The sequence below is a fragment of the Salinilacustrithrix flava genome (genome assembly GCF_041228405.1).
Classification (GTDB): Bacteria; Actinomycetota; Acidimicrobiia; order Acidimicrobiales; family Salinilacustritrichaceae; genus Salinilacustrithrix; species Salinilacustrithrix flava.
In genome coordinates this window covers 184,399-202,844 of record NZ_CP133888.1, presented here as the reverse complement: position 1 = coordinate 202,844, position 18,446 = coordinate 184,399, and the positions used below count along the sequence as shown (strand labels likewise).

Sequence of the window (18,446 nt, the reverse complement as noted above, 5' to 3'; positions counted from 1 at the left end):
CGTCGTGAAGATCGAACGCTACGAGCGCTGGTTCCTGATCGCGGTGGCCGTGGCGCTGCTGCTCGCCGTCGCAGCCCTGCTCGCCACCATCGCCGGCGAGCACGCCGCGTTCCCCGAGTCTTCGGAGCGCATCGACCCCGCGCTGATCTCCAGCACGGCGCCCTTCGACCAACCGGGCGTCTACCCCCGTGACGACGGGGGCTACGACGTGATCATGATCGCCCGGACCTGGGCCTTCGAGCCGGCGGAGATGGAGCTGCCGGTTGGTGCGACGGCGCACTTCCGCATCGCATCGGTCGACGTCGTCCACGGGTTCAAGATCCCCGACACCAACGCCAACGCCATGATCATCCCGGGTCAGGTCACCGAGCTCGAGGTGACCTTCGACGAGGTCGGCCCCCACTCGGTGATCTGCCACGAGTACTGCGGGATCCAGCACCACATCATGGGCGGGGTCATCAACGTCGTCGGAGGCGAAGGATGACGCTGCTCGACGAACCGGCGCCGATCGCTCCGGAGCCGGTCCCCACCCCGACGGTGCAGCGCGTGCGGTCGTGGAAGATCGACATGCCGTACCTCACCCACGCCGACCTGCGGCCGGTGAAGTGGCACCTGTACCTGGCCTTCATCGGCCTCCTGCTGGGCGTGCTCATGGGCTTCCTGCAGGCCATGGAGCGCGGGGGCGCCAACCTGTACGACGACGTCCCGGTCATCGAGACCTACTACCAGGGCCTCACGCTCCACGGCGTGGCCCTGGCGCTGGTGTTCACGTTCAGCTTCGCCAACAGCTTCATGACCCTGCTCACGATGCGGGGCTTCGGCCGCCCGATGGCCAGCCGGGGGCTCCTCGAGGCCTCGTTGTGGTGCGGGTGGGCCGGCACCGCGCTGGCGGCCTGGGCGATCCTCGCCAACAAGGCGACGGTGATGTTCACCTTCTACGCGCCGTTGGGCGCCACGCCGGCCTTCTACATCGGCGCGGTGCTGCTCGTCGTGTCCACCTGGCTGACGCTGGCGAACCAGCTGCTCACGCTGCGGGCGTGGCGTCGGGACAACGTCGGCGCTCGCATCCCGCTGATGTCGTACACGTCCATCGTCACGATGCTCATGTGGTTCCTGGCGTCCACCGGCATCGCCGTCGAGGTCCTCGTGTTCCTCCTGCCGTGGTCGCTCGGTCTGCGCGACGCCGTCGACCCGCAGTTCACCCGCATCCTCTTCTGGTTCTCCGGCCACCCCATCGTCTACTTCTGGCTGCTGCCGATCTACGTGTCCTGGTACACGCTCCTGCCCCGGCAGGTCGGCGGGAAGATCTACAGCGACGGCCTCACCCGCATCGTCTTCCTCACGTTCCTGCTGCTGCTGCCGGTCGGTGTGCACCACCAGTTCACCGATCCGGGCATCCCCTTCTCGTCCAAGACGATCCAGTGGCTGCTCACCTTCGGCATCTTCTTCCCGTCCATGGTGACGGCGTTCTCGGTGGTCGCGGCGCTCGAGCAGGGTGGACGCAAACGAGGGGGGCGAGGCTGGTTCGGCTGGATCACCAAGCTGCCCTGGAACGATCCGTCGGTGGCCGGCCAGCTGCTCGCTGGTCTCGCCTTCGCGCTCGGCGGCGCCAGCGGCCTCATCAACGCCAGCTACACGGTGAACCTGGTCGTGCACAACACGTCGTTCATCGTCGGGCACTTCCACCTGACCGTGGGCACCGCCGTCGGTCTGTCGATCATGGCCATCTCGTACTGGATGGTGCCGTACCTGACCGGCAAGCAGCTCTTCGCGCCCGGCCTCGCGGTGGCACAGGTGTGGGCGTGGTTCATCGGCGTGTTGATCTTCGCCCGCGGGCAGATGTGGGGCGGGATCGATGGTGTGCCCCGGCGAACCCAGCTGCGCGACGCCGTCTACTACGGGGACAACGACTGGGGCACCGCGACGCTGTTCACCGCGGTCGGTGGGCTGATCATGTTCGTCGGCGGCGTGCTGTTCTTCGTGGTCATCGTCGGCACGATCTTCAACAAGCGGGTGGTGTCCGAGACCCAGGTCATCCCGGTCGCCGAGATCGAGCACGGATCGCGCAGCACGTGGCGCGTCCTCGACTCCCTCGGCACGTGGACGATCATCGCCGTCGTGCTCTCCGTGGTGGTCTACGGCGAGGTGCTCGCCCACTACCTCCCGCTCACGGAGGTGTCGCCACCAATCCGGCCCTGGTGATCGGAATTGACGGCGGACGCACCCCGGCGGTGCAATGCCGGACCATGAGCCACAGGATCGCCGTCATCGGTGGGGACTACATCGGACCCGAGGTCGTCGCCGAGGGGTTGAAGGTGATGGAGGCGGCCGGCGTCGACATCGACGCCACCCACTTCGACCTCGGTGCTCAGCGCTGGCAGCGCGACGGCGAGGTGCTGTCCGACGAGACCATGGACGAGCTACGCGGCTACGACGCCATCTACCTCGGCGCGGTCGGCGGCGTGCCCGGCGAGATCCCGGGCGGCCTCATCGAGCGGGGGATCCTGCTCAAGATGCGCTTCGAGTTCGACCAGTACATCAACCTGCGCCCGTTCCTGCTCACCGAGCAGGGCATCGACTTCCAGGTGATCCGGGAGAACACCGAGGGCACCTACGCGGGCGAGGGCGGGTTCCTGCGCAAGGGCACGCCGCACGAGATCGCCACCCAGGGCTCGGTCAACACCCGCCACGGGGTCGAGCGCTGCATCCGGTACGCCTTCGAGCTGGCGAGGAGCCGCGACCGCAAGAAGCTGACGCTCGTCCACAAGACCAACGTGCTCACCTTCGCCGGGGACCTGTGGCAGCGGGCCTTCGACGAGGTCGCCGCCGAGTACCCCGACGTCGAGACCGGCTACCAGCACATCGACGCGGCCTGCATCCACTTCGTGAACGATCCCCAGCAGTACTCGGTCATCGTCACCGACAACCTGTTCGGCGACATCCTCACCGACCTCGGCGGCGCCATCTCCGGCGGCATCGGCCTGGCCAGCAGCGCAAACATGAACCCGGATCGCACCGCGCCGTCCATGTTCGAGCCGGTGCACGGCTCGGCGCCGGACATCGCCGGGCAGGGCAAGGCCAACCCGACCGCTGCCATCCTGTCGGCGGCGATCATGCTCGAGTTCCTCGGCGAGGCCGACGCTGCCACCCGGATCCGGGCGGCGTGCGAGGACGTGCCGGCCGGTTCCACGACCGACATCGGCGACGAGATCGCACGGCGCGTCTCGTAGTCTTGGACGACCGGCGCGACAGGAGAACCCGATGCCCATCACCCCCACCTCGAAGATCTGGATGAACGGCGAGCTCGTCGACTGGGACGCAGCCAACATCCACATCCTCACCCACTCCCTGCACTACGGGATGGGCGTGTTCGAGGGCATCCGGGCCTACGAGACCTCGGGCGGGCCGGGCATCTTCCGGCTCACCGAGCACATCGAGCGGCTCCACAGCTCGGCCAAGATCATGATGATGGACATGCCGTACTCGGTGGACGAGCTGGTGGAGGCCACCAAGCTCGTCGTCCGGGAGTCCGGCCTGCCGTCGGCCTACATCCGCCCGATCGCCTACTACGGCTACGGGGAGATGGGCCTCAACACCCTGCCCTGCTCGGTCGACGTCGCCATCGCGTGCTGGCCCTGGGGCGCCTACCTGGGCGACGACGCCGCCACCAAGGGCGTGCGGATGAAGATCTCGTCCTGGACCCGCCACGAGCACAACACGATGCCGCCCGCGTCCAAGACCACCGGCAACTACGTGAACTCCAGCCTGGCCAAGGTCGAGGCGCTCAAGGCCGGCTACGACGAGGCGATCATGCTGAACCCGCAGGGTCTCGTGGCCGAGTGCACCGGCGAGAACATCTTCGCCGCTCGCCACGGCAAGCTCATCACCCCGCCGATCACGTCCGGCGCGCTCGAGGGCATCACCCAGTCCACGGTCATGGCCATCGCCGCCGACCACGGCTACGAGGTCGTCATCGGCGACCTGGCCCGCTCCGACCTCTACGTCGCGGAGGAGCTGTTCGTGTGCGGCACGGCCGCCGAGGTCTCGGCGGTGAACAGCGTCGACGACCGCGAGATCCCCTGCCCCGGCCCGATGACGGCCACCATCGCCGAGGAGTACTCCAAGCTCGTCCGCGGCGAGATCCCCAAGTACAAGGAGTGGGTGGAGCTGGCATGACCGCCAGCGCGTCCCCGGGGCCGGGAGAAGCGCCAGCGCCGGCCCCGGCAGGGAGCCGAAGCGTGCGAGGCGACCGCATGAGCATCGACATCTTCGACACGACGCTCCGGGACGGGGCCCAGTTCGAGGGCATCTCGCTGTCGGTCGACGACAAGCTCCGCATCGCCGAGCAGCTCGACCACCTCGGCGTCCGCTGGATCGAGGGCGGCTACCCGCAGGCCAACCCCAAGGACCAGGAGTTCTTCCGCCGGGCGCCGTCGGAGCTGTCCCTCGGCACCGCCGACCTCGTCGCGTTCGGCTCCACCCGCAAGCCGTTGGGCAAGACCGACAGCGACCCCACCCTCGCCGCCCTGGTCGAGGCCGGCACCTCCACCGCCTGCATCGTGGGAAAGTCGTGGGACTTCCACGTCACCGACGCGCTCGGCACGACCCTCGACGAGGGCGTGGCCATGGTGCAGGACTCGGTCCGCTTCCTGCGGGCCGCCGGGCTGCGCGTCTTCTTCGACGCCGAGCACTGCTTCGACGGCTACAAGGCCAACCCCGAGTTCGTCCTGCGCGTCCTCGAGGCGGCGGCGATGGAGGGCGCCGAGTGCCTGGTGCTGTGCGACACCAACGGCGGGTCGCTGCCCCACGAGGTCCAGCGCATCACCGGCGAGGTCCACGCCCACTTCGGCGACGACGTCCAGATCGGCATCCACACCCAGAACGACACCGGCTGCGCGGTGGCCAACTCCATCGCTGCCGTGCTGGGCGGGGCGACCCACCTGCAGGGCACGGCCAACGGCTACGGCGAGCGCACCGGCAACGCCAACCTGATGACCTGCATCCCCAACCTCGAGCTGAAGATGGGCGTGCAGTGCCTGCCCGAGGGGCGCATCGAACGGCTCACGGCCGTGTCCCGCCACGTCAGCGAGCTGGTGAACCTGCCCCCGCACGCCGCCGACCCCTACGTCGGGTCCTCCGCCTTCGCCCACAAGGGCGGCCTGCACACCTCGGCCCTCGGCAAGGTCGGCTCCAAGTCCTACGAGCACGTCGACCCGGCTGCGATCGGCAACCACACCCGCGTCCTGGTCTCGGACCTCGGCGGTCGGGCCGGCATGAAGATGAAGGCCGAGGAGTTCGGCATCGAGCTCGACGCCCGGGCATCGGCGGAGCTGGCCAAGACGGTGAACGACCTCGAGTCGCGCGGCTACGTGTTCGAGGCGGCCGACGCCTCCCTCGAGCTGCTGATGCGGCGCACGCTCGGCCTCGGTGCCGACCCGTTCCGCACCGAGTCGTACCGGGTGACCTCCTACCACCGGGAGGGCGACGCCCTCGCCCTGGCCGTGGCTGCCGCCGAAGGCGTCGTCGACTTGTCCACCGAGGCCACCGTGAAGGTGTGGATCGGCGACGAGCGCCGCATCGCGGTGGGGGAGGGCAACGGCCCCGTCCACGCCCTCGACCAGGCCCTGCGGCGTGCGCTCAACGGCCACTTCCCCGGCATCGAGGACATCCACCTGGTCGACTTCCGGGTGCGGGTCCTCGACACGAGCGTCGGCACCGAGGCGGTCACCCGGGTGCTGATCGAGACCTCCGACGGCGAGGACACCTGGTTCACCGTCGGGGTGTCGGAGAACGTCATCGAGGCATCCTGGACCGCGCTCATCGACGCCATCGTCTACGGCCTGCAGCACTCGGCTGCGTAGTCTCAAAGCCGTGGCAGCGCCCGAGCACGTCCCGACGAAGCCCAACCTGGATGTCCGCACCTACGGCTCCCCGCCGCGGCGTCCGGACAGCTGGCGGGCCGACCGTCCGGCCGACTTCGCCGACGATCACCGCCAGCCCGTCGGCGACCTGCTGGGCAGCCCCGGACCGGACCAGGGCTACGCGCTGCGCCTCGCCCGCCTGCTCGAGCCCGAGCTCCACCTCACCGAGGGCGAGCACGCCAAGGACGCCCTCGCCGGCATCGTCGCCATCGGACTGAAGCGGGCCTCGGTGCTCGGCCGGGCGCCGGTGATTCACGACCTGCGCATCGCCGCCACCCTCTTCGGGTTCCTCGATCCGTCGCCGGCCCCGGAGCTGGTCGAGCTGCGCCACGAGCTGTTCGAGGAGGTCTCGCACTTCCACCACTACATGGAGCTGCGTCGCCTCGTCGACATGGTCCCCCCGGTCGTGCTGCGCCAGACGCCGGCCCAGGTCAGCCAGGGCTACGCCGCCGGGTGGCGCGACCAGCTCGACCTCGACGCCGCCCACACCTGAGGTCGTCCGGCCCGGCGCCTGCGCGACGCCAGGGCGTTGCGTTCCCGGATGACGTGGCGTACGGTCGAGAGCAGGCACTGGGGGGTGCCGCGACACACGACGAGCAGAACGGCGTCTTTGCCATGGCCTCCACGACTCCGACCCTCGACACGGACGGCGAGCCCACCTCCATCCTCGGGTCCACGCTCGGCCCCACCGACGACGTGCACCACGTCGCCTCGCTGCGCATCCGTGGGGCCCTCTGCGCCGCCACCGCCCCCGAGCACGCCCGTCAGCTCGAGGAGCTGCTGGCGCAGGGCTACACCGACGTGCGCGTCGACCTCGAGGGCCTGCTGCTGTGCACCTCCGACGGGCTCGACCTGTGGGACGAGGTGCAGCATCGCCTCGATCCGCTCGACGGCCACCTCACGCTGTCCGGCGCCACGGGCGTGGTGCGCCGCGTGCTCCAGGTCGTCACCGACTCACCCATGCACTTCTGCCCCACGGTCGTCGCCGCGGCCTGAACCGGCCGGGGCCTGGGCGATCAGCGGTCGGCGAGGTCGGTGAGCCGGGCGAGGAGCTGGGTCCAACCGGTGGAGATGCGCTCCTCGACGGTGGCGTCGACGCGCCCGCGGGCCATCTGCTCGACCCGCACCTCGGAGCCGAGCCCGGTGCGCTCGACGGTGATGGTGATGGAGCCGGCGTAGGCGCCGGGGACGAGCACGCTGCCCACCTCGAGTCGCTCGGGCGGGTCGAAGGCCCGGATCGTGCCGTGGAGCTGCCCGGTGCCGCCGTCGGCGGTCCGGCTGCCGGACCACACCCGCCCGCCCAGGTGGGCCTCGAGGCGCATCGGCTCGGCGTCGGGCGCCAGGTAGGGCGTGGACCACCAGTCGCTCGTCCGCTCGACCAGCGTGTGCCAGACCTGCTCGGGCGGCACGGCGGCCGCGGCGGTGACGACCACGGAGGTCTCGTCGCCCGGGTCGAGGTCGGCGGTGTCGGTGGTCTGGTCCATCGTCGCGTCGGTCCCGGGCACCCGGCCAGGCTGGCACGCCCGGACGGGCCGGTCGGGGACCGACGTGCGCGGCTCCGTCGGGGGTCGTCGGTACGCTCGCCGCCGTGACGATCGGCCGTGCGCTCCGCCTCGGCGTCCGGACCGCCGTGCTCGTGGGCGTCCTGGCCCTGGTGTACCTGGGCGTGACCTTCGTGCAGGTGTGGCAGGCCACCAGCGGCGAGTCTCACGAACCGGCCGAGGCGATCATCGTGCTCGGGGCTGCCCAGTACGACGGGCGCCCGTCGCCGGTGCTCGAGGCCCGACTCGCGCACGCCGTGGAGCTCTGGGAGGCCGACGTGGCCCCGACCATCGTGGTCACCGGTGGCAAGCAGCCCGGCGACCGCTTCACCGAGGCCCGGGCCGGGTTCACGTACCTGCGGAACCAGGGGATCCCCGAGGGCGCGATCCTCCGGGAGGAGCAGGGCGCGAACACGTGGTCGCAGCTGGCCGCGGCGACGGTGCTGCTGTCGCGTCGGGGCATCGACGACGTGGTGCTGGTCAGCGACGACTACCACGCCTACCGGCTCGACCGGATCGCCCACGAGCTCGGCCTGCAGGCCCAGGTGTCACCCATCGATCCGGGGCTGTCGGCGCGGGGTCGAGCCCAGGCGATGGTCCGGGAGACCGCGGCGGTGGCCGTCGGGCGCATCATCGGGTTCCGCCGCCTGGTGAACCTCGACGACCAGCTCTCCAGCGTGCGTTCGCTCGGGCTCGGGCCCGTCGGATAGCGTGGTTCGCCCCACCGATCGGGCGTGGTGTAATTGGCAACACAGCTGGTTCTGGTCCAGCCATTGGGGGTTCAAGTCCTCCCGCCCGAACCAAGCGCCCCACGGACCTCGGTCCGGGCGGCGCATCCCGGCCCGCCCGGGCTTTGGTGAGCACACCGGTGACGGTATGCTCGCCCGTTCCTGCCCCGTTCGTCTAGCGGCCTAGGACACCGGCCTCTCACGCCGGCAACACGGGTTCGAATCCCGTACGGGGTGCCACGCGCACAGACGCCCAGCTCCACGGAGCCGGGCGTCTTCCGCGTCCGGGGCCGGCTCAGCCGCCGAGCAGCGCTTGGAGCGGGGCCATGTCGAAGTAGTCGCGCCACAGGGTGATGCGCCCGTCGACGACCTCGAACACGCCCATGACGGGCAGCTCGTGCCACGTGCCGCCCATCTCGAAGCGGTCGGTGCGCTCGTTCATCACGGTGCCGCCCTCGGCCACCTGGCGGTGCACGACCCAGTCGATCCCGGTGGCCGGGGCGAGGAAGCCACCCAGCACCTGGCGGATGCCGTCGGGGCCCTCCACGGCGCCGACCGGTACGTTGTCGTAGACGACGTCGTCGCTCACCATCGTGAGGGCGCGCTCGAGGTCGTCGGCGCAGATGGCGGCGATGAAGGCATCGACGGTGGCGGCAGCGGTGCTCGGTTCGGCGGTCACGGGTCCTCCGGTCCAGGGATGTCGGTGGGCCCGAGTTGACCACACCGCCGGTTGCGCGGGCCCCCGGACGTCCGTACGTTCAGACACGTGCGCCAGCTCGACCGGTCCAGCCCCCTCCCGCTCTGGGCTCAGCTCCTCGAGGACCTGCGGGGCCGGTTGGACGCCGGCGAGTTCACCGAGGGGTTCCCGACCGACCTCCAGCTCACCTCCGACTACGGGGTGTCCCGCCACACCGCCCGGGAGGCCGTCCGCCGCCTCCAGGCCGAGGGCGTGGTGCGCCGGGAGCGGGGCAGGGGCACCTTCGTGCGCTCACCCACCTTCGAGCAGGCCACCGGTGCGATCTACAGCCTGTTCCGCTCGATCGAGGCCCGAGGCCTGGAGCAGCGCAGCAAGGTGCTGGACCGCTCCGTGGTCTCCGACGGCGAGGTCGCCGTCCGGCTGGACCTCGCGCCCGACGCCGAGCTGGTGCGCCTCGAGCGCCTGCGCAGCGCCGACGGCCTCCCCTTGGCCCACGACACCGTCTGGCTGCCGGCCGAGGTGGCCCTCCCGATCCTCGACGTCGACTTCACGCACACCTCGCTCTACGACGAGCTGCAGGCCCGCTGCGGGGTCCGCCCGGCGTCGGGCACGGAGTGGATCGCCACCGAACTGCCCGGCGATGCCGACCGGGAGCTGCTCGGTGTCGCGTCGAAGCAGCCGGTGTTCCGCATCCGGCGCCGGTCCTGCACCGCGGACGGGCAGGCGCTGGAGTGGCGCGAGACGGTGATCCGGGGCGACCGCTACACCTTCGTCGCCCAGTGGTCGCCCTCCGGCGGCTACGAGACCGTCCTGCAGGCGACCGACCACGCCTGATGGAGGTCGTCGGCTACGCGGTGCTCGCGCTGGCCACCGCAGCCATCGGGGCGCTCGGCGGCCTCGGGGGCGCGGTGCTGCTCGTGCCCGCCCTCGTGCTGACCGGCATGCCGGCCTCGGAGGCCGCGCCGCTCGGGCTCCTCACCGTCGCAGCCGGGTCGATCTCCGCCGGGCCTCGCCAGCTGCGCGAGCGCACGGTCAACCACCGCCTCGGCGTGGTCACCGAGCTCAGCGCGTCCACCGGCGCAGTCGGCGGCGCCCTCGTCTCCGGCTTCGTGAGCGACGAGGCCCTCACCTACGTCCTGGCGATCGTCGCGTTCGCGGCCGCCGTCGCCGGCGGCCGGCGGGGCGGGCTGCGCAACCCGCCCGACCCCGAGTGCGACGCGGGCGACGTCGGCGAGCGGGTCGGGGCCCTCACCGGCGCGTACCCGCTCGGCGACGGCGTGGTGCCCTACCGGGTGGACCGGCTCCCCAGCGGCCTCGGCTTCATGGGTCTGGCCGGCTTCATCGCCGGCACCGCGGGTGCGTCGGGTGGGTTCATCAAGACCCCGGCCACCAGCGAGCTCATGCACGTGCCGATGAAGGTCGCAGCGTCCACCACGACCTTCACGATCGGGGTCACGTCGTCCGCCGCGCTGGTGGTGTTCGCCCTGCAGGGCCGCATCGACGTCGAGGCCAGCGCCCTCGTGGTCGTCGGCAGCCTCGTGGGGGGCCAGCTCGGCGCGAACCTGCAGTCCGCGCTCAGCCCCACGGTCATCCGCCGGCTGCTCTCGGTCCTGCTGATCGTCGTGTCCGTCGTCCTGGTGGCGCGCGCGTGACCGACACCGGCGGCACCGTGCCCCGCCAGCCGATCCCCGGCGGCCAGGTCAGCACGATCCGGGGCCGGTGGCAGGCGCCGGCGCTGACCTGGGTCACCCGCGGCGTGATGGCGCTCGGCCTGCTCTCGGCCGTGCTCCCCGAGGACGCCGCCATCGCCGTGGCGACCACGGCCGTGGCCGTGGTGATCGCGGTCCCGCTCGTGCGCGTCCTGTGGCTGGTGCACCGGTGGCGCCAGGAGCACGACCGGCGCTTCGTGGGCGTCGGCCTCGCGCTCCTGGGGGTCGTGGCGGCGGGCGCCGCGCTCGCCGCGCTCGGCGTCGGTTCGTAGCGACGAGATCGTTCTGGCCTACATCCGCCCCCGCATGCGCGGTCAGATGTAGGCCAGAACGGGTCCTGGTCAGCCGCCGGCGGCCGTCTTGGCCCGCTTGGACGCCCGGGCCCGCAGGTTCTGGTCCAGCTCGACCTTGCGGATGCGCACGAAGCTCGGCGTGACCTCGACGCACTCGTCCTCGGCGATGTGCTCGAGTGCCTGCTCCAGCGACAGGACCGTGGCCGGGATCAGCTTCTCGAAGTTGTCCGAGGAGGAGGCGCGGACGTTGGTCTGCTTCTTCTCCTTGGTCGGGTTGACGTCCATGTCCTCGGTGCGGGCGTTCTCGCCGATGACCATGCCCTCGTAGACGGTCACGCCCGGCCCGACGAAGAGCTGGCCGCGCTCCTGGAGGCTGAGCAGGGAGTAGCTGCGGGTCTCGCCGGTGCGGTCGGCGACGAGGGAGCCGTTGCGCCGGGCTCGGATCTCGCCGGCCCAGGGCTCGAAGCGCTCGAACACGTGGTGCAGCAGGGCCGTGCCGCGGCTCTCGGTGAGCAGCTCGGTCCGGAAGCCGATGAGGCCACGGGCCGGGACGAGGTAGTCGAGGCGGACCCAGCCGGTGCCGTGGTTGACGATCTGCTCCAGGCGACCCTTGCGCACGGCCAGCAGCTGCTGGACGACGCCGAGGTAGTCGTCGGGCACGTCGACGGTGACCCGGTCGACGGGCTCGTGGACCTTGCCGTCGATCTCCCGGGTGAGCACCTGGGGCTTGCCGACGGTGAGCTCGAACCCCTCGCGCCGCATCATCTCCACGAGGACGGCCAGCTGCAGCTCGCCGCGGCCCTGGACCTCCCAGGTGTCGGGGCGCTCGGTGGGCAGCACCCGGATCGACACGTTGCCGATGAGCTCGGCGTCGAGGCGGGCCTTCACCAGGCGGGCCGTCATCTTCTTGCCGTCCTTGCCGGCCAGCGGTGAGGTGTTCACGCCGACGGTCATGGACAGGCTGGGCTCGTCGATGGTGATGACCGGCAGCGGGTGCGGGTCCTCGGCGTCGGCGAGGGTCTCGCCGATGGTGATCTCGTCGATGCCGGCGATGGCGATGATCTCGCCGGGACCGGCGGACTCGGCCGGTACGCGGTCGAGGTTCTCGGTGATGTACAACTCGCCGATCTTCACCCGCTCCTGGGTGCCGTCGGCCTTGCACCACATGACGGTCTGGCCCTTGCGGATGTGGCCGTTGCGGACGCGGCACATGGCGAGGCGGCCGAGGTAGGGGGAGGAGTCCAGGTTGGTGACGAGGGCCTGGAGCGGCATCTCGTCGTCGAACTCGGGGGCGGGGATGTGGTCGACGAGCAGGTCGAGCAGCGGGCGCAGGGTGGCGCCCTCGGGGATGCCCTCGCCGTCGCTCGGGCGCTCCATCGTGGCCCGCCCGTCCCGGGCGACGCAGAAGACGATGGGGAAGTCGATCTGGTCCTCGTCGGCGTCGAGGTCGAGGAAGAGCTCCTCCACCTCGTGCACGACCTCGTCGATGCGGGAGTCGGGCCGGTCGACCTTGTTGACCACGAGGATCACCGGCAGGCGGGCCTGCAGGGCCTTGCGCAGCACGAAGCGGGTCTGGGGGAGCGGGCCCTCGCTGGCGTCGACCAGCAGGAGGATGCCGTCGACCATCGACAGGGCCCGTTCGACCTCACCGCCGAAGTCGGCGTGCCCGGGGGTGTCGACGATGTTGATCTTGACGAGCTCGCCGCCCTCGGGCAGGTAGGGGATGGCCGTGTTCTTGGCCAGGATCGTGATCCCCTTCTCCTTCTCGAGGTCCATCGAGTCCATGACCCGGTCGGCGACGTCCTGGTTCTCGCGGAACGCGCCGGACTGCCACAGCATCTTGTCCACCAGGGTGGTCTTGCCGTGGTCGACGTGGGCCACGATGGCCACGTTCCTGAGATCTGCGCGTAGCGCCACTGACTGCCTCCGAAGGCGGGAGAGGGGGGAACACACCAGACTAGAATGAATCAGTTCGATACCCTCTTTCGGCCCTGTTGCGGCGGTCCCGGATGGGTCACGATGGTCAAGTGACCACCACTGGGCCCCGGACCACCGGCCCGATCCTCGAGGACCACCGCGCGCTCCTGGCGGCCATCGTCGACGCGACCGAGCAGGCGGTGGTCTCGGTGGATCTCGACGGCGTGGTCACCAGCTGGAACCGGGGTGCCGAGGACCTCTACGGCTGGACCGCGGCCGAGATGGTCGGCCGGCCCTACGAGGTGGTGCTCGCCGACGGCGCCGCCAGCGTCTCCGTGATCGAGGAGGTCGTGGCGGGCGAGTCCGTCGCCGGCGTGGAGGCCCGCCGCATCCGGCGCGACGGCAGCACCGTCATGGTGGGGGAGACCACCGCACCGGTCCGCGATGCCGGGGGCGCGGTGATCGGCGTGGCCATGATCGCCCGGGACATCACCGACCGGCTCGGCACCGAAGCCCTGCTCGAGCACTACCGCCGCGAGCTCGACATCCGGAACCGGCACCTCGAGCGATCCAACACCGACCTCGAGCAGTTCGCCTACGTCGCCTCCCACGACCTGTCCGAGCCCCTCCGCGCCGTGGCCGGCATGGTCGGCCTGCTCGCCCGGCGCTACCAGGGCCGCCTCGACGCCGACGCCGACGAGTTCATCGACTTCGCCGTCGACGGCTGCGAGCGCATGCGCACGATGATCAGCGACCTGCTGGCCTACTCGCGGGCGGGACGAGCCGAGCTCGCCGTCGGCGACGTCGCCCTCGCAGACCTGGTCGACCAGGCCGTCGTTGCCCTCGGTGCCCAGGTCGAGGAGGCCGGTGCCGTCGTGGACCACGCCGGGCTCCCCACGGTGCGGGGCGACCGCACGCAGCTGATCCGGGTCGTCCAGAACCTGCTCAGCAACGCCGTCAAGTTCCGCCGACCGGGCCAGCCGGTCCGGGTCGAGGTCTCCGCTCGCCGCCAGGACGGGGACGACGGGTGGCGCATCGAGGTCGCCGACGACGGCATCGGCATCGAGGAGCAGTACCGGGAGCGGATCTTCCGCATGTTCCAGCGGCTGCACACCTCCGACCAGCACCCGGGGAGCGGCATCGGCCTGTCGATCACCGAGCGCATCGTGGCGCAGCACGGCGGGTCCATCGGGGTCGGCACCAACGACTGGGGGGGATCCACCTTCTGGTTCACCCTGCCCGACCGGAGCGAGGCCCGATGACCGTGCACCTGATGCAGATCCTCCTGGTGGAGGACAGCGCGGCCGACGTCCGCCTCACCCAGGAGGCGCTCAAGGACGCCAAGATCCTCAACGAGCTCCACGTGGCGCGCGACGGGGTCCAGGCGATGGACTTCCTGGCGCAGCGCGGCGATCACGCCGGCGCGCCCCGCCCCGACATCGTGATCCTCGACCTCAACCTGCCCCGCAAGGACGGCAAGGAGGTCCTGGCCGAGATGAAGGGCGACCCGGACCTGCGCAGCATCCCGGTCGCCGTGCTCACCACCTCCGACGCCGAGGCCGACGTCCTCGAGAGCTACGACCTCGGGGCCAACTGCTTCCTCACCAAGCCCGTCGACCTGGACCAGTTCCTCAAGGTCGTGCGTGCCGTCGAGGAGTTCTGGCTGGGCATGGTCCGCCTGCCCGAGCGCGAGGACACGGCGTGAGCGACGCCGTCCACCAGCGGCTCGACGTCGAGGCCCCGGTCGTCGCCCCCACCGTCGAGCTCGGCGCGCTGTCGGTCCTCGTGGTCGAGGACAGCATCTCGGACCAGCGGCTCATCCTGGAGACCCTCGTCGACGCCGGCGCCGATCGGGCGCGCGTGTCCTGCGTCGCGACCCTCCGCGACGCCCGCCAGTCGCTCATCGAGCGCCCGGTCAGCTGCGTGCTGCTCGACCTGTCCCTCCCCGACGCCTCCGGGCTCGAGAGCGTGACGCTGCTGTCGGCCGCCGCACCCGACACGCCCGTCGTGATCGTCACCGGCCAGGCCGCAGGGCCCATGGTCCACGCCGCCATGGCCGAGGGCGCGGACGAGTACGTGTGCAAGGCGGACCTGGACCCCCAGCTGCTCGGTGACGTGGTGGCCCGCGCCATCCAGCGCCGTCGCGGCTCGATCCGCCACCGCCAGATGCTGGCGTCTGCCGCCGCGGTGTTCGACTCCATCTCCTCGCCGATCGCCGTCATCGACGGGAGCGGACGGATCGTGGCGGTCAACGGGGCATGGGAGCGCACCGGCGTGCTGTCCGGCGCAGATCCGACCCGCATCGGCATCGGGGTGAACTACCTCGCCGTCTGCGATCACGCGGCGGGGCGCTTCGCCGAGGGTGCCGACGCCATCGCCCAGGGCATCCGCGGGGTGCTGTCCGGCGACCTCGACTCCTTCACCATGGATTACCCGTGCCCGACCCCGGACGAGGAGCGGTGGTTCAGCCTGCGCGTCAACCCGTCGGGCGAGATGGGCGGCGGTGCGGTCCTGATCCACCTGGACGTCAGCGACCTGAAGGCCGCCGAGCGAGGCGCCCTGGCCCGTGACTCCCGCATCTTCGGCGCGCTGGACACCACGTCGCCGATCTTCGCCCTGATCGGCCCCGATGCCGCCGTGCTCCACGTGAGCGAGCTCACCTGCTCGCTGCTCGGGCTGACGGCCGGCGAGCGCATCGGTGAGGATGCCTTCTCCCTCATCGAGCCCACCGACCGGGTCCTGGCCATGGACGTCTTCGCCCGGGTCAGTGCGGTGCCGGGCACCGAGGAGCAGGTCACCATCCGCGCCCTGGACGGGGAGGGCCGCTGGCGCGCCCTCGACCTGTCCGTCGTCAACCTGCTGGACGATCCCCGGGTGGGGGCCATCGCCGTCACCGGCAGCGACGTCACCGACACGCGCCTGCACCAGATCGCCCGCCGGCTGGAGAGCCGCCTCCTCGCCCGCCTGCCGGTGGCCATCGGCCTCACCGACGACAGCGGCATCCTCGTGTACTGGAACGACCGGGCCGAGGCGCTGTTCGGCATCAGCGGCAGCGAGGCGCTCGGACGCAGCACGGCCGACCTGGGCCTCGAGACGACCGACCAGAACGTGACCGAGGACATCCAACGGACCCTCGCCGAAGGCAAGCCGTGGGAGGGCGACCTCGATGCCCCGCGGGCGGACGGCAGCATCGTGCCGCTGCACGTCGTGGTCGAGCGGATCGACGACGACGAGATCGACTTCCACGGCACCGTCTACGCCTCCTTCGACAACACCGAGCGGGACCGGCTCGAGCGGGAGCTGGAGTTCCAGGCGTTCCACGACCCGCTCACCGCGCTGCCGAACCGCCGGCTCTTCGTCGAGCGCCTCGACGCCGCCCTGGCCGAGCACGAAGCCGGCGGTCGCCTGGCGGCGGTGACGTTCATCGACCTGGACGACTTCAAGGCCCTGAACGACCGGGTCGGGCACACCGCCGGCGACCTCGCCCTGCAGATCATCGCCGATCGGCTGCGGTCGGTCCTGCGACCCGGGGACCTGGTGGCTCGCATCGGCGGGGATGAGTTCGTGGTCGGCTTCGCTGACCTCCAGGGGCCGGAAGGTGCGGTCGCGATCGCGGAGCGGGTCCTGCGAGCCGTGCGGGCGCCGTTCCGCATCGGGCACCACAGCCTGCACCTCTCCGCGACGATCGGCGTGGCCATGTCCCAGCCCGGCGTGCCGGCCGACGGGCTGCTCCGCAACGCCGATGCCGCCATGTACGAGGCCAAGGGCAACGGCAAGGACACGGTGTGGCTGTTCGACGATGCCCTGCAGCAGCGCAACCGCGACCGGCGTGAGCAGGCCGACGACCTGCTGCGCTCGCTCGTGGCGGGCGAGATCCACGCCCACCTCCAGCCGCAGTTCTGCCTGCACACCGGCGACCTGGTCGGCTTCGAGGCGCTGGCGCGCCGGGAGGGCGAGGACGGGCAGATCTCCGAGTCGGCCGACTTCATCGAGCTGGCCGAGGAGAGCGGCGTGATCGACCAGATCGACCAGCAGGTGCTGGCCGAGGCGTGCGACGCCCTGGCCGTGCTCCACGCCGAGCATGCCGACGCCACGCCGACGATCGCGGTCAACGTGTCGGCCACCCAGATCGGCGACCCCGGCTTCCCCGCCATGGTCCGCCAGCTGGTCGAGGACGCGGGGTTCCCGCCCCACCTGCTGTGCATCGAGGTGGTGGAGTCGGCGCTTGCCGACGAGCACGCCGCGGCCGCCACGCTCGAGGAGATCAAGCAGATCGGCGTCGAGCTCGCCATCGACGACTTCGGCACCGGCTACTCCTCGCTCAGCCGCCTGCAGCGCTTCGCCGTCGACTACCTGAAGATCGACCGGGGCTTCGTCGCCGGGATGGGCGACGCCGGCGACGACGCGGCCGTCGTCTCGGCCGTGATCGGCTTGGGCCACGCCCTGGGCCTGCGCACCGTCGCCGAGGGCGTCGAGGACGAGGCCCAGCGGGAGCGGCTGTGCCAGCTCGGCGTGGACATCGGGCAGGGCTTCCTGTGGAGCCCTGCGGTGTCGGTCGCCGACGCGCTGGAGCTGGTGCGGAATGCCGGGTCGACCGGGACCCCGTGCTGGGCCCCGGTCGACTGACGGCGCCGGATCAGCCCTCGGACCCCAGGCCGGCTTCGGTGATGAAGTCTGCCGCGATGTCGTCGGCGTCCTCCTTGTCGATGTCGAAGCGCCGGTTCAGGTCCGTGAGCGTGTCGGTGTCGATCGCGGCGCTGATCTCGTTGATCAGGTCGATCAGCTCCTGGCCGTAGGCCTCCTCGAGCTCGGCGGAGACCACCGGGGTGACGTTGTCGGCGGCGAGCATGTCCATGTCGTCCTCGAGCAGGACCCAGCCCTCGTCGGCGATGCGGCCGCTGGTCGAGAACAGCACGCCGACCTGGATCTCGCCCGCTTCGAGAGCGTCGGCCACCAGGCCGGCGTCGAGGGGCACGAAGTCGCCGGACAGGTCGACGCCGTAGACGTCCTGGAGCCCGGGGATGCAGAACGGGTTCGTCTCGCAGTCCTGCGGTGCACCCAAGGTCAGGTCGCCGCCGTCGGCGGGCAGGTCGGACAGGGCGGCGAGGCCCTGCTCGTCGGCCGTCTCCTGGGTGACGACGAATGCGTTGGTGTCGACCGCCGGCGCCGGCTCGAGCGCGACCAGGCCCACCGAGTCGAGCTGGGACTGGAGCAGCTCCACCGTCTCGTCGGCATCACCGGTGGCCTCGCCGGCGTTGCCGTTGAGGAACTCGAGCATGGAGGCGGCGTACTCCGGCGAGAAGTTCACCTCGCCGTTGTCGAAGGCCCCGAGCAGCACGTCGCGGAAGCCGCCGACGCTGACCTGCTCGACCGAGTAGCCGTTGGCCTCGAGCGCCTGGCCGTAGATCTCGGCGAGGATGGCCGACTCGCCGAAGTCCTGGGCGCCGATGCGGATGGCGGGGCCATCGGCGGCATCGGTCTCGGTCTCGGTCTCGGTGTCGGTCTCGGCCTCGGTGGCGGCCTCGTCGGTGTCGTCGCCGGACGATGCGACGTCAGCGTCGTCGTCGTCGCCGCACGCACCGGCCAGCAGGGCCAGCACCGCGAACAGCGCCACGAGCAGTCGGGAGATCTTCATGGGAG

The 18,446-nt window shown here is 71.0% G+C and carries 18 protein-coding genes and 2 tRNA genes; 16 read left to right on the top strand and 4 right to left on the bottom strand.

Translation table 11 applies throughout. The annotated features are described in order from the left end of the window. Nucleotides 1-4: 4 nt before the first annotated feature. The 7 genes from RGQ06_RS01065 to RGQ06_RS01035 all read left to right on the top strand — a co-directional run bounded on the left by RGQ06_RS01065 (nucleotide 5) and on the right by RGQ06_RS01035 (nucleotide 6,917). Complete coding sequence (locus RGQ06_RS01065; RefSeq protein WP_432428367.1) at nucleotides 5-484, top strand: cytochrome C oxidase subunit II; 480 nt, start codon at nucleotides 5-7, stop codon at nucleotides 482-484. Then, nucleotides 481-2,202 (top strand): cbb3-type cytochrome c oxidase subunit I, encoded by a 1,722-nt coding sequence (locus RGQ06_RS01060; RefSeq protein WP_432428366.1) that lies wholly within the window; start codon nucleotides 481-483, stop codon nucleotides 2,200-2,202. Before RGQ06_RS01065 ends, RGQ06_RS01060 begins: the two co-directional genes overlap by 4 nt. A gap of 44 nt (nucleotides 2,203-2,246) precedes the next feature. Then, nucleotides 2,247-3,230 (top strand): 3-isopropylmalate dehydrogenase, encoded by a 984-nt coding sequence (locus RGQ06_RS01055; RefSeq protein ID WP_432428365.1) that lies wholly within the window; start codon nucleotides 2,247-2,249, stop codon nucleotides 3,228-3,230. A gap of 31 nt (nucleotides 3,231-3,261) precedes the next feature. Next, complete coding sequence (locus tag RGQ06_RS01050; RefSeq protein ID WP_432428364.1) at nucleotides 3,262-4,176, top strand: branched-chain amino acid transaminase; 915 nt, start codon at nucleotides 3,262-3,264, stop codon at nucleotides 4,174-4,176. After that, entirely contained in the window at nucleotides 4,173-5,861 is a 1,689-nt protein-coding gene (cimA, locus tag RGQ06_RS01045; RefSeq protein ID WP_432428363.1) for a citramalate synthase, read from the top strand. The genes RGQ06_RS01050 and cimA overlap by 4 nt, the downstream gene beginning before the upstream one ends. 10 nt (nucleotides 5,862-5,871) lie before the next feature. Then, complete coding sequence (locus RGQ06_RS01040) at nucleotides 5,872-6,414, top strand: hypothetical protein (RefSeq protein WP_432428362.1); 543 nt, start codon at nucleotides 5,872-5,874, stop codon at nucleotides 6,412-6,414. A 122-nt stretch (nucleotides 6,415-6,536) separates the two neighbouring features. After that, nucleotides 6,537-6,917, top strand: coding sequence for an STAS domain-containing protein (locus RGQ06_RS01035; RefSeq protein WP_432428361.1), 381 nt, complete (start codon nucleotides 6,537-6,539; stop codon nucleotides 6,915-6,917). 20 nt (nucleotides 6,918-6,937) lie between these two features. Here RGQ06_RS01035 and RGQ06_RS01030 read toward each other — a convergent pair whose 3' ends face one another. Further along, nucleotides 6,938-7,426 carry an SRPBCC family protein gene (locus RGQ06_RS01030; RefSeq protein WP_432428360.1) on the bottom strand — a complete coding sequence of 163 codons (489 nt, stop codon included), beginning with the start codon at nucleotides 7,424-7,426 and terminating at the stop codon, nucleotides 6,938-6,940. Between the two features lie 83 nt (nucleotides 7,427-7,509). Between RGQ06_RS01030 and RGQ06_RS01025 the strand changes: the two genes are divergently transcribed. From RGQ06_RS01025 to RGQ06_RS01015, 3 genes are all read left to right on the top strand, one after another. Next, nucleotides 7,510-8,172: a YdcF family protein gene (locus RGQ06_RS01025; RefSeq protein WP_432428359.1), complete on the top strand. Its 663-nt coding sequence runs from the start codon at nucleotides 7,510-7,512 to the stop codon at nucleotides 8,170-8,172. 18 nt (nucleotides 8,173-8,190) lie between these two features. Further along, a tRNA-Gln gene (locus tag RGQ06_RS01020) sits at nucleotides 8,191-8,265 on the top strand. Between the two features lie 89 nt (nucleotides 8,266-8,354). After that, nucleotides 8,355-8,430, top strand: a tRNA-Glu gene (locus tag RGQ06_RS01015). A 55-nt stretch (nucleotides 8,431-8,485) separates the two neighbouring features. Here the strand turns inward: RGQ06_RS01015 and RGQ06_RS01010 are convergent. Continuing rightward, nucleotides 8,486-8,869 carry a limonene-1,2-epoxide hydrolase family protein gene (locus RGQ06_RS01010; protein ID WP_432428358.1) on the bottom strand — a complete coding sequence of 128 codons (384 nt, stop codon included), beginning with the start codon at nucleotides 8,867-8,869 and terminating at the stop codon, nucleotides 8,486-8,488. 87 nt (nucleotides 8,870-8,956) lie between these two features. On the opposite strand from RGQ06_RS01010, the gene RGQ06_RS01005 reads away from it, so the two are divergent. The 3 genes from RGQ06_RS01005 to RGQ06_RS00995 are packed head-to-tail and all read left to right on the top strand — an operon-like array spanning nucleotide 8,957 to nucleotide 10,868. Then, nucleotides 8,957-9,721: a GntR family transcriptional regulator gene (locus RGQ06_RS01005; RefSeq protein ID WP_432428357.1), complete on the top strand. Its 765-nt coding sequence runs from the start codon at nucleotides 8,957-8,959 to the stop codon at nucleotides 9,719-9,721. Beyond that, a complete protein-coding gene (locus RGQ06_RS01000; RefSeq protein WP_432428356.1) occupies nucleotides 9,721-10,539 on the top strand; it encodes a sulfite exporter TauE/SafE family protein in 819 nt (272 codons plus the stop codon). Before RGQ06_RS01005 ends, RGQ06_RS01000 begins: the two co-directional genes overlap by 1 nt. Then, nucleotides 10,536-10,868 carry a hypothetical protein gene (locus RGQ06_RS00995; RefSeq protein WP_432428355.1) on the top strand — a complete coding sequence of 111 codons (333 nt, stop codon included), beginning with the start codon at nucleotides 10,536-10,538 and terminating at the stop codon, nucleotides 10,866-10,868. Before RGQ06_RS01000 ends, RGQ06_RS00995 begins: the two co-directional genes overlap by 4 nt. A gap of 69 nt (nucleotides 10,869-10,937) precedes the next feature. Here RGQ06_RS00995 and typA read toward each other — a convergent pair whose 3' ends face one another. Continuing rightward, nucleotides 10,938-12,806 carry a translational GTPase TypA gene (gene typA / locus RGQ06_RS00990; protein ID WP_432428354.1) on the bottom strand — a complete coding sequence of 623 codons (1,869 nt, stop codon included), beginning with the start codon at nucleotides 12,804-12,806 and terminating at the stop codon, nucleotides 10,938-10,940. A 110-nt stretch (nucleotides 12,807-12,916) separates the two neighbouring features. On the opposite strand from typA, the gene RGQ06_RS00985 reads away from it, so the two are divergent. From RGQ06_RS00985 to RGQ06_RS00975, 3 genes are read left to right on the top strand one after another with little or no spacing between them, the layout of a single operon-like run. Further along, nucleotides 12,917-14,068, top strand: a complete 1,152-nt coding sequence (locus tag RGQ06_RS00985; protein ID WP_432428353.1) for a sensor histidine kinase — start codon at nucleotides 12,917-12,919, stop codon at nucleotides 14,066-14,068. Next, nucleotides 14,065-14,511 (top strand): response regulator, encoded by a 447-nt coding sequence (locus RGQ06_RS00980; RefSeq protein WP_432428352.1) that lies wholly within the window; start codon nucleotides 14,065-14,067, stop codon nucleotides 14,509-14,511. The genes RGQ06_RS00985 and RGQ06_RS00980 overlap by 4 nt, the downstream gene beginning before the upstream one ends. Continuing rightward, a complete protein-coding gene (locus tag RGQ06_RS00975; protein ID WP_432428351.1) occupies nucleotides 14,508-17,432 on the top strand; it encodes an EAL domain-containing protein in 2,925 nt (974 codons plus the stop codon). The genes RGQ06_RS00980 and RGQ06_RS00975 overlap by 4 nt, the downstream gene beginning before the upstream one ends. Nucleotides 17,433-17,442: 10 nt before the next feature. Here RGQ06_RS00975 and RGQ06_RS00970 read toward each other — a convergent pair whose 3' ends face one another. Continuing rightward, nucleotides 17,443-18,441, bottom strand: a complete 999-nt coding sequence (locus RGQ06_RS00970) for an ABC transporter substrate-binding protein (RefSeq protein WP_432428350.1) — start codon at nucleotides 18,439-18,441, stop codon at nucleotides 17,443-17,445. Between the last annotated feature and the right edge of the window lie 5 nt (nucleotides 18,442-18,446).

Bases quoted from the DNA above. Each gene is read 5' to 3' on its own strand.
- RGQ06_RS01000 (WP_432428356.1), top strand. From the start codon at position 9,721: ATGGAGGTCGTCGGCTACGCGGTGCTCGCGCTGGCCACCGCAGCCATC.
- RGQ06_RS00980 (WP_432428352.1), top strand. From the start codon at position 14,065: ATGACCGTGCACCTGATGCAGATCCTCCTGGTGGAGGACAGCGCGGCC.
- RGQ06_RS01050 (WP_432428364.1), top strand. From the start codon at position 3,262: ATGCCCATCACCCCCACCTCGAAGATCTGGATGAACGGCGAGCTCGTC.
- RGQ06_RS01035 (WP_432428361.1), top strand. From the start codon at position 6,537: ATGGCCTCCACGACTCCGACCCTCGACACGGACGGCGAGCCCACCTCC.
- RGQ06_RS00970 (WP_432428350.1), bottom strand. From the start codon at position 18,441: ATGAAGATCTCCCGACTGCTCGTGGCGCTGTTCGCGGTGCTGGCCCTG.
- RGQ06_RS01055 (WP_432428365.1), top strand. From the start codon at position 2,247: ATGAGCCACAGGATCGCCGTCATCGGTGGGGACTACATCGGACCCGAG.
- cimA (WP_432428363.1), top strand. From the start codon at position 4,173: ATGACCGCCAGCGCGTCCCCGGGGCCGGGAGAAGCGCCAGCGCCGGCC.
- RGQ06_RS01060 (WP_432428366.1), top strand. From the start codon at position 481: ATGACGCTGCTCGACGAACCGGCGCCGATCGCTCCGGAGCCGGTCCCC.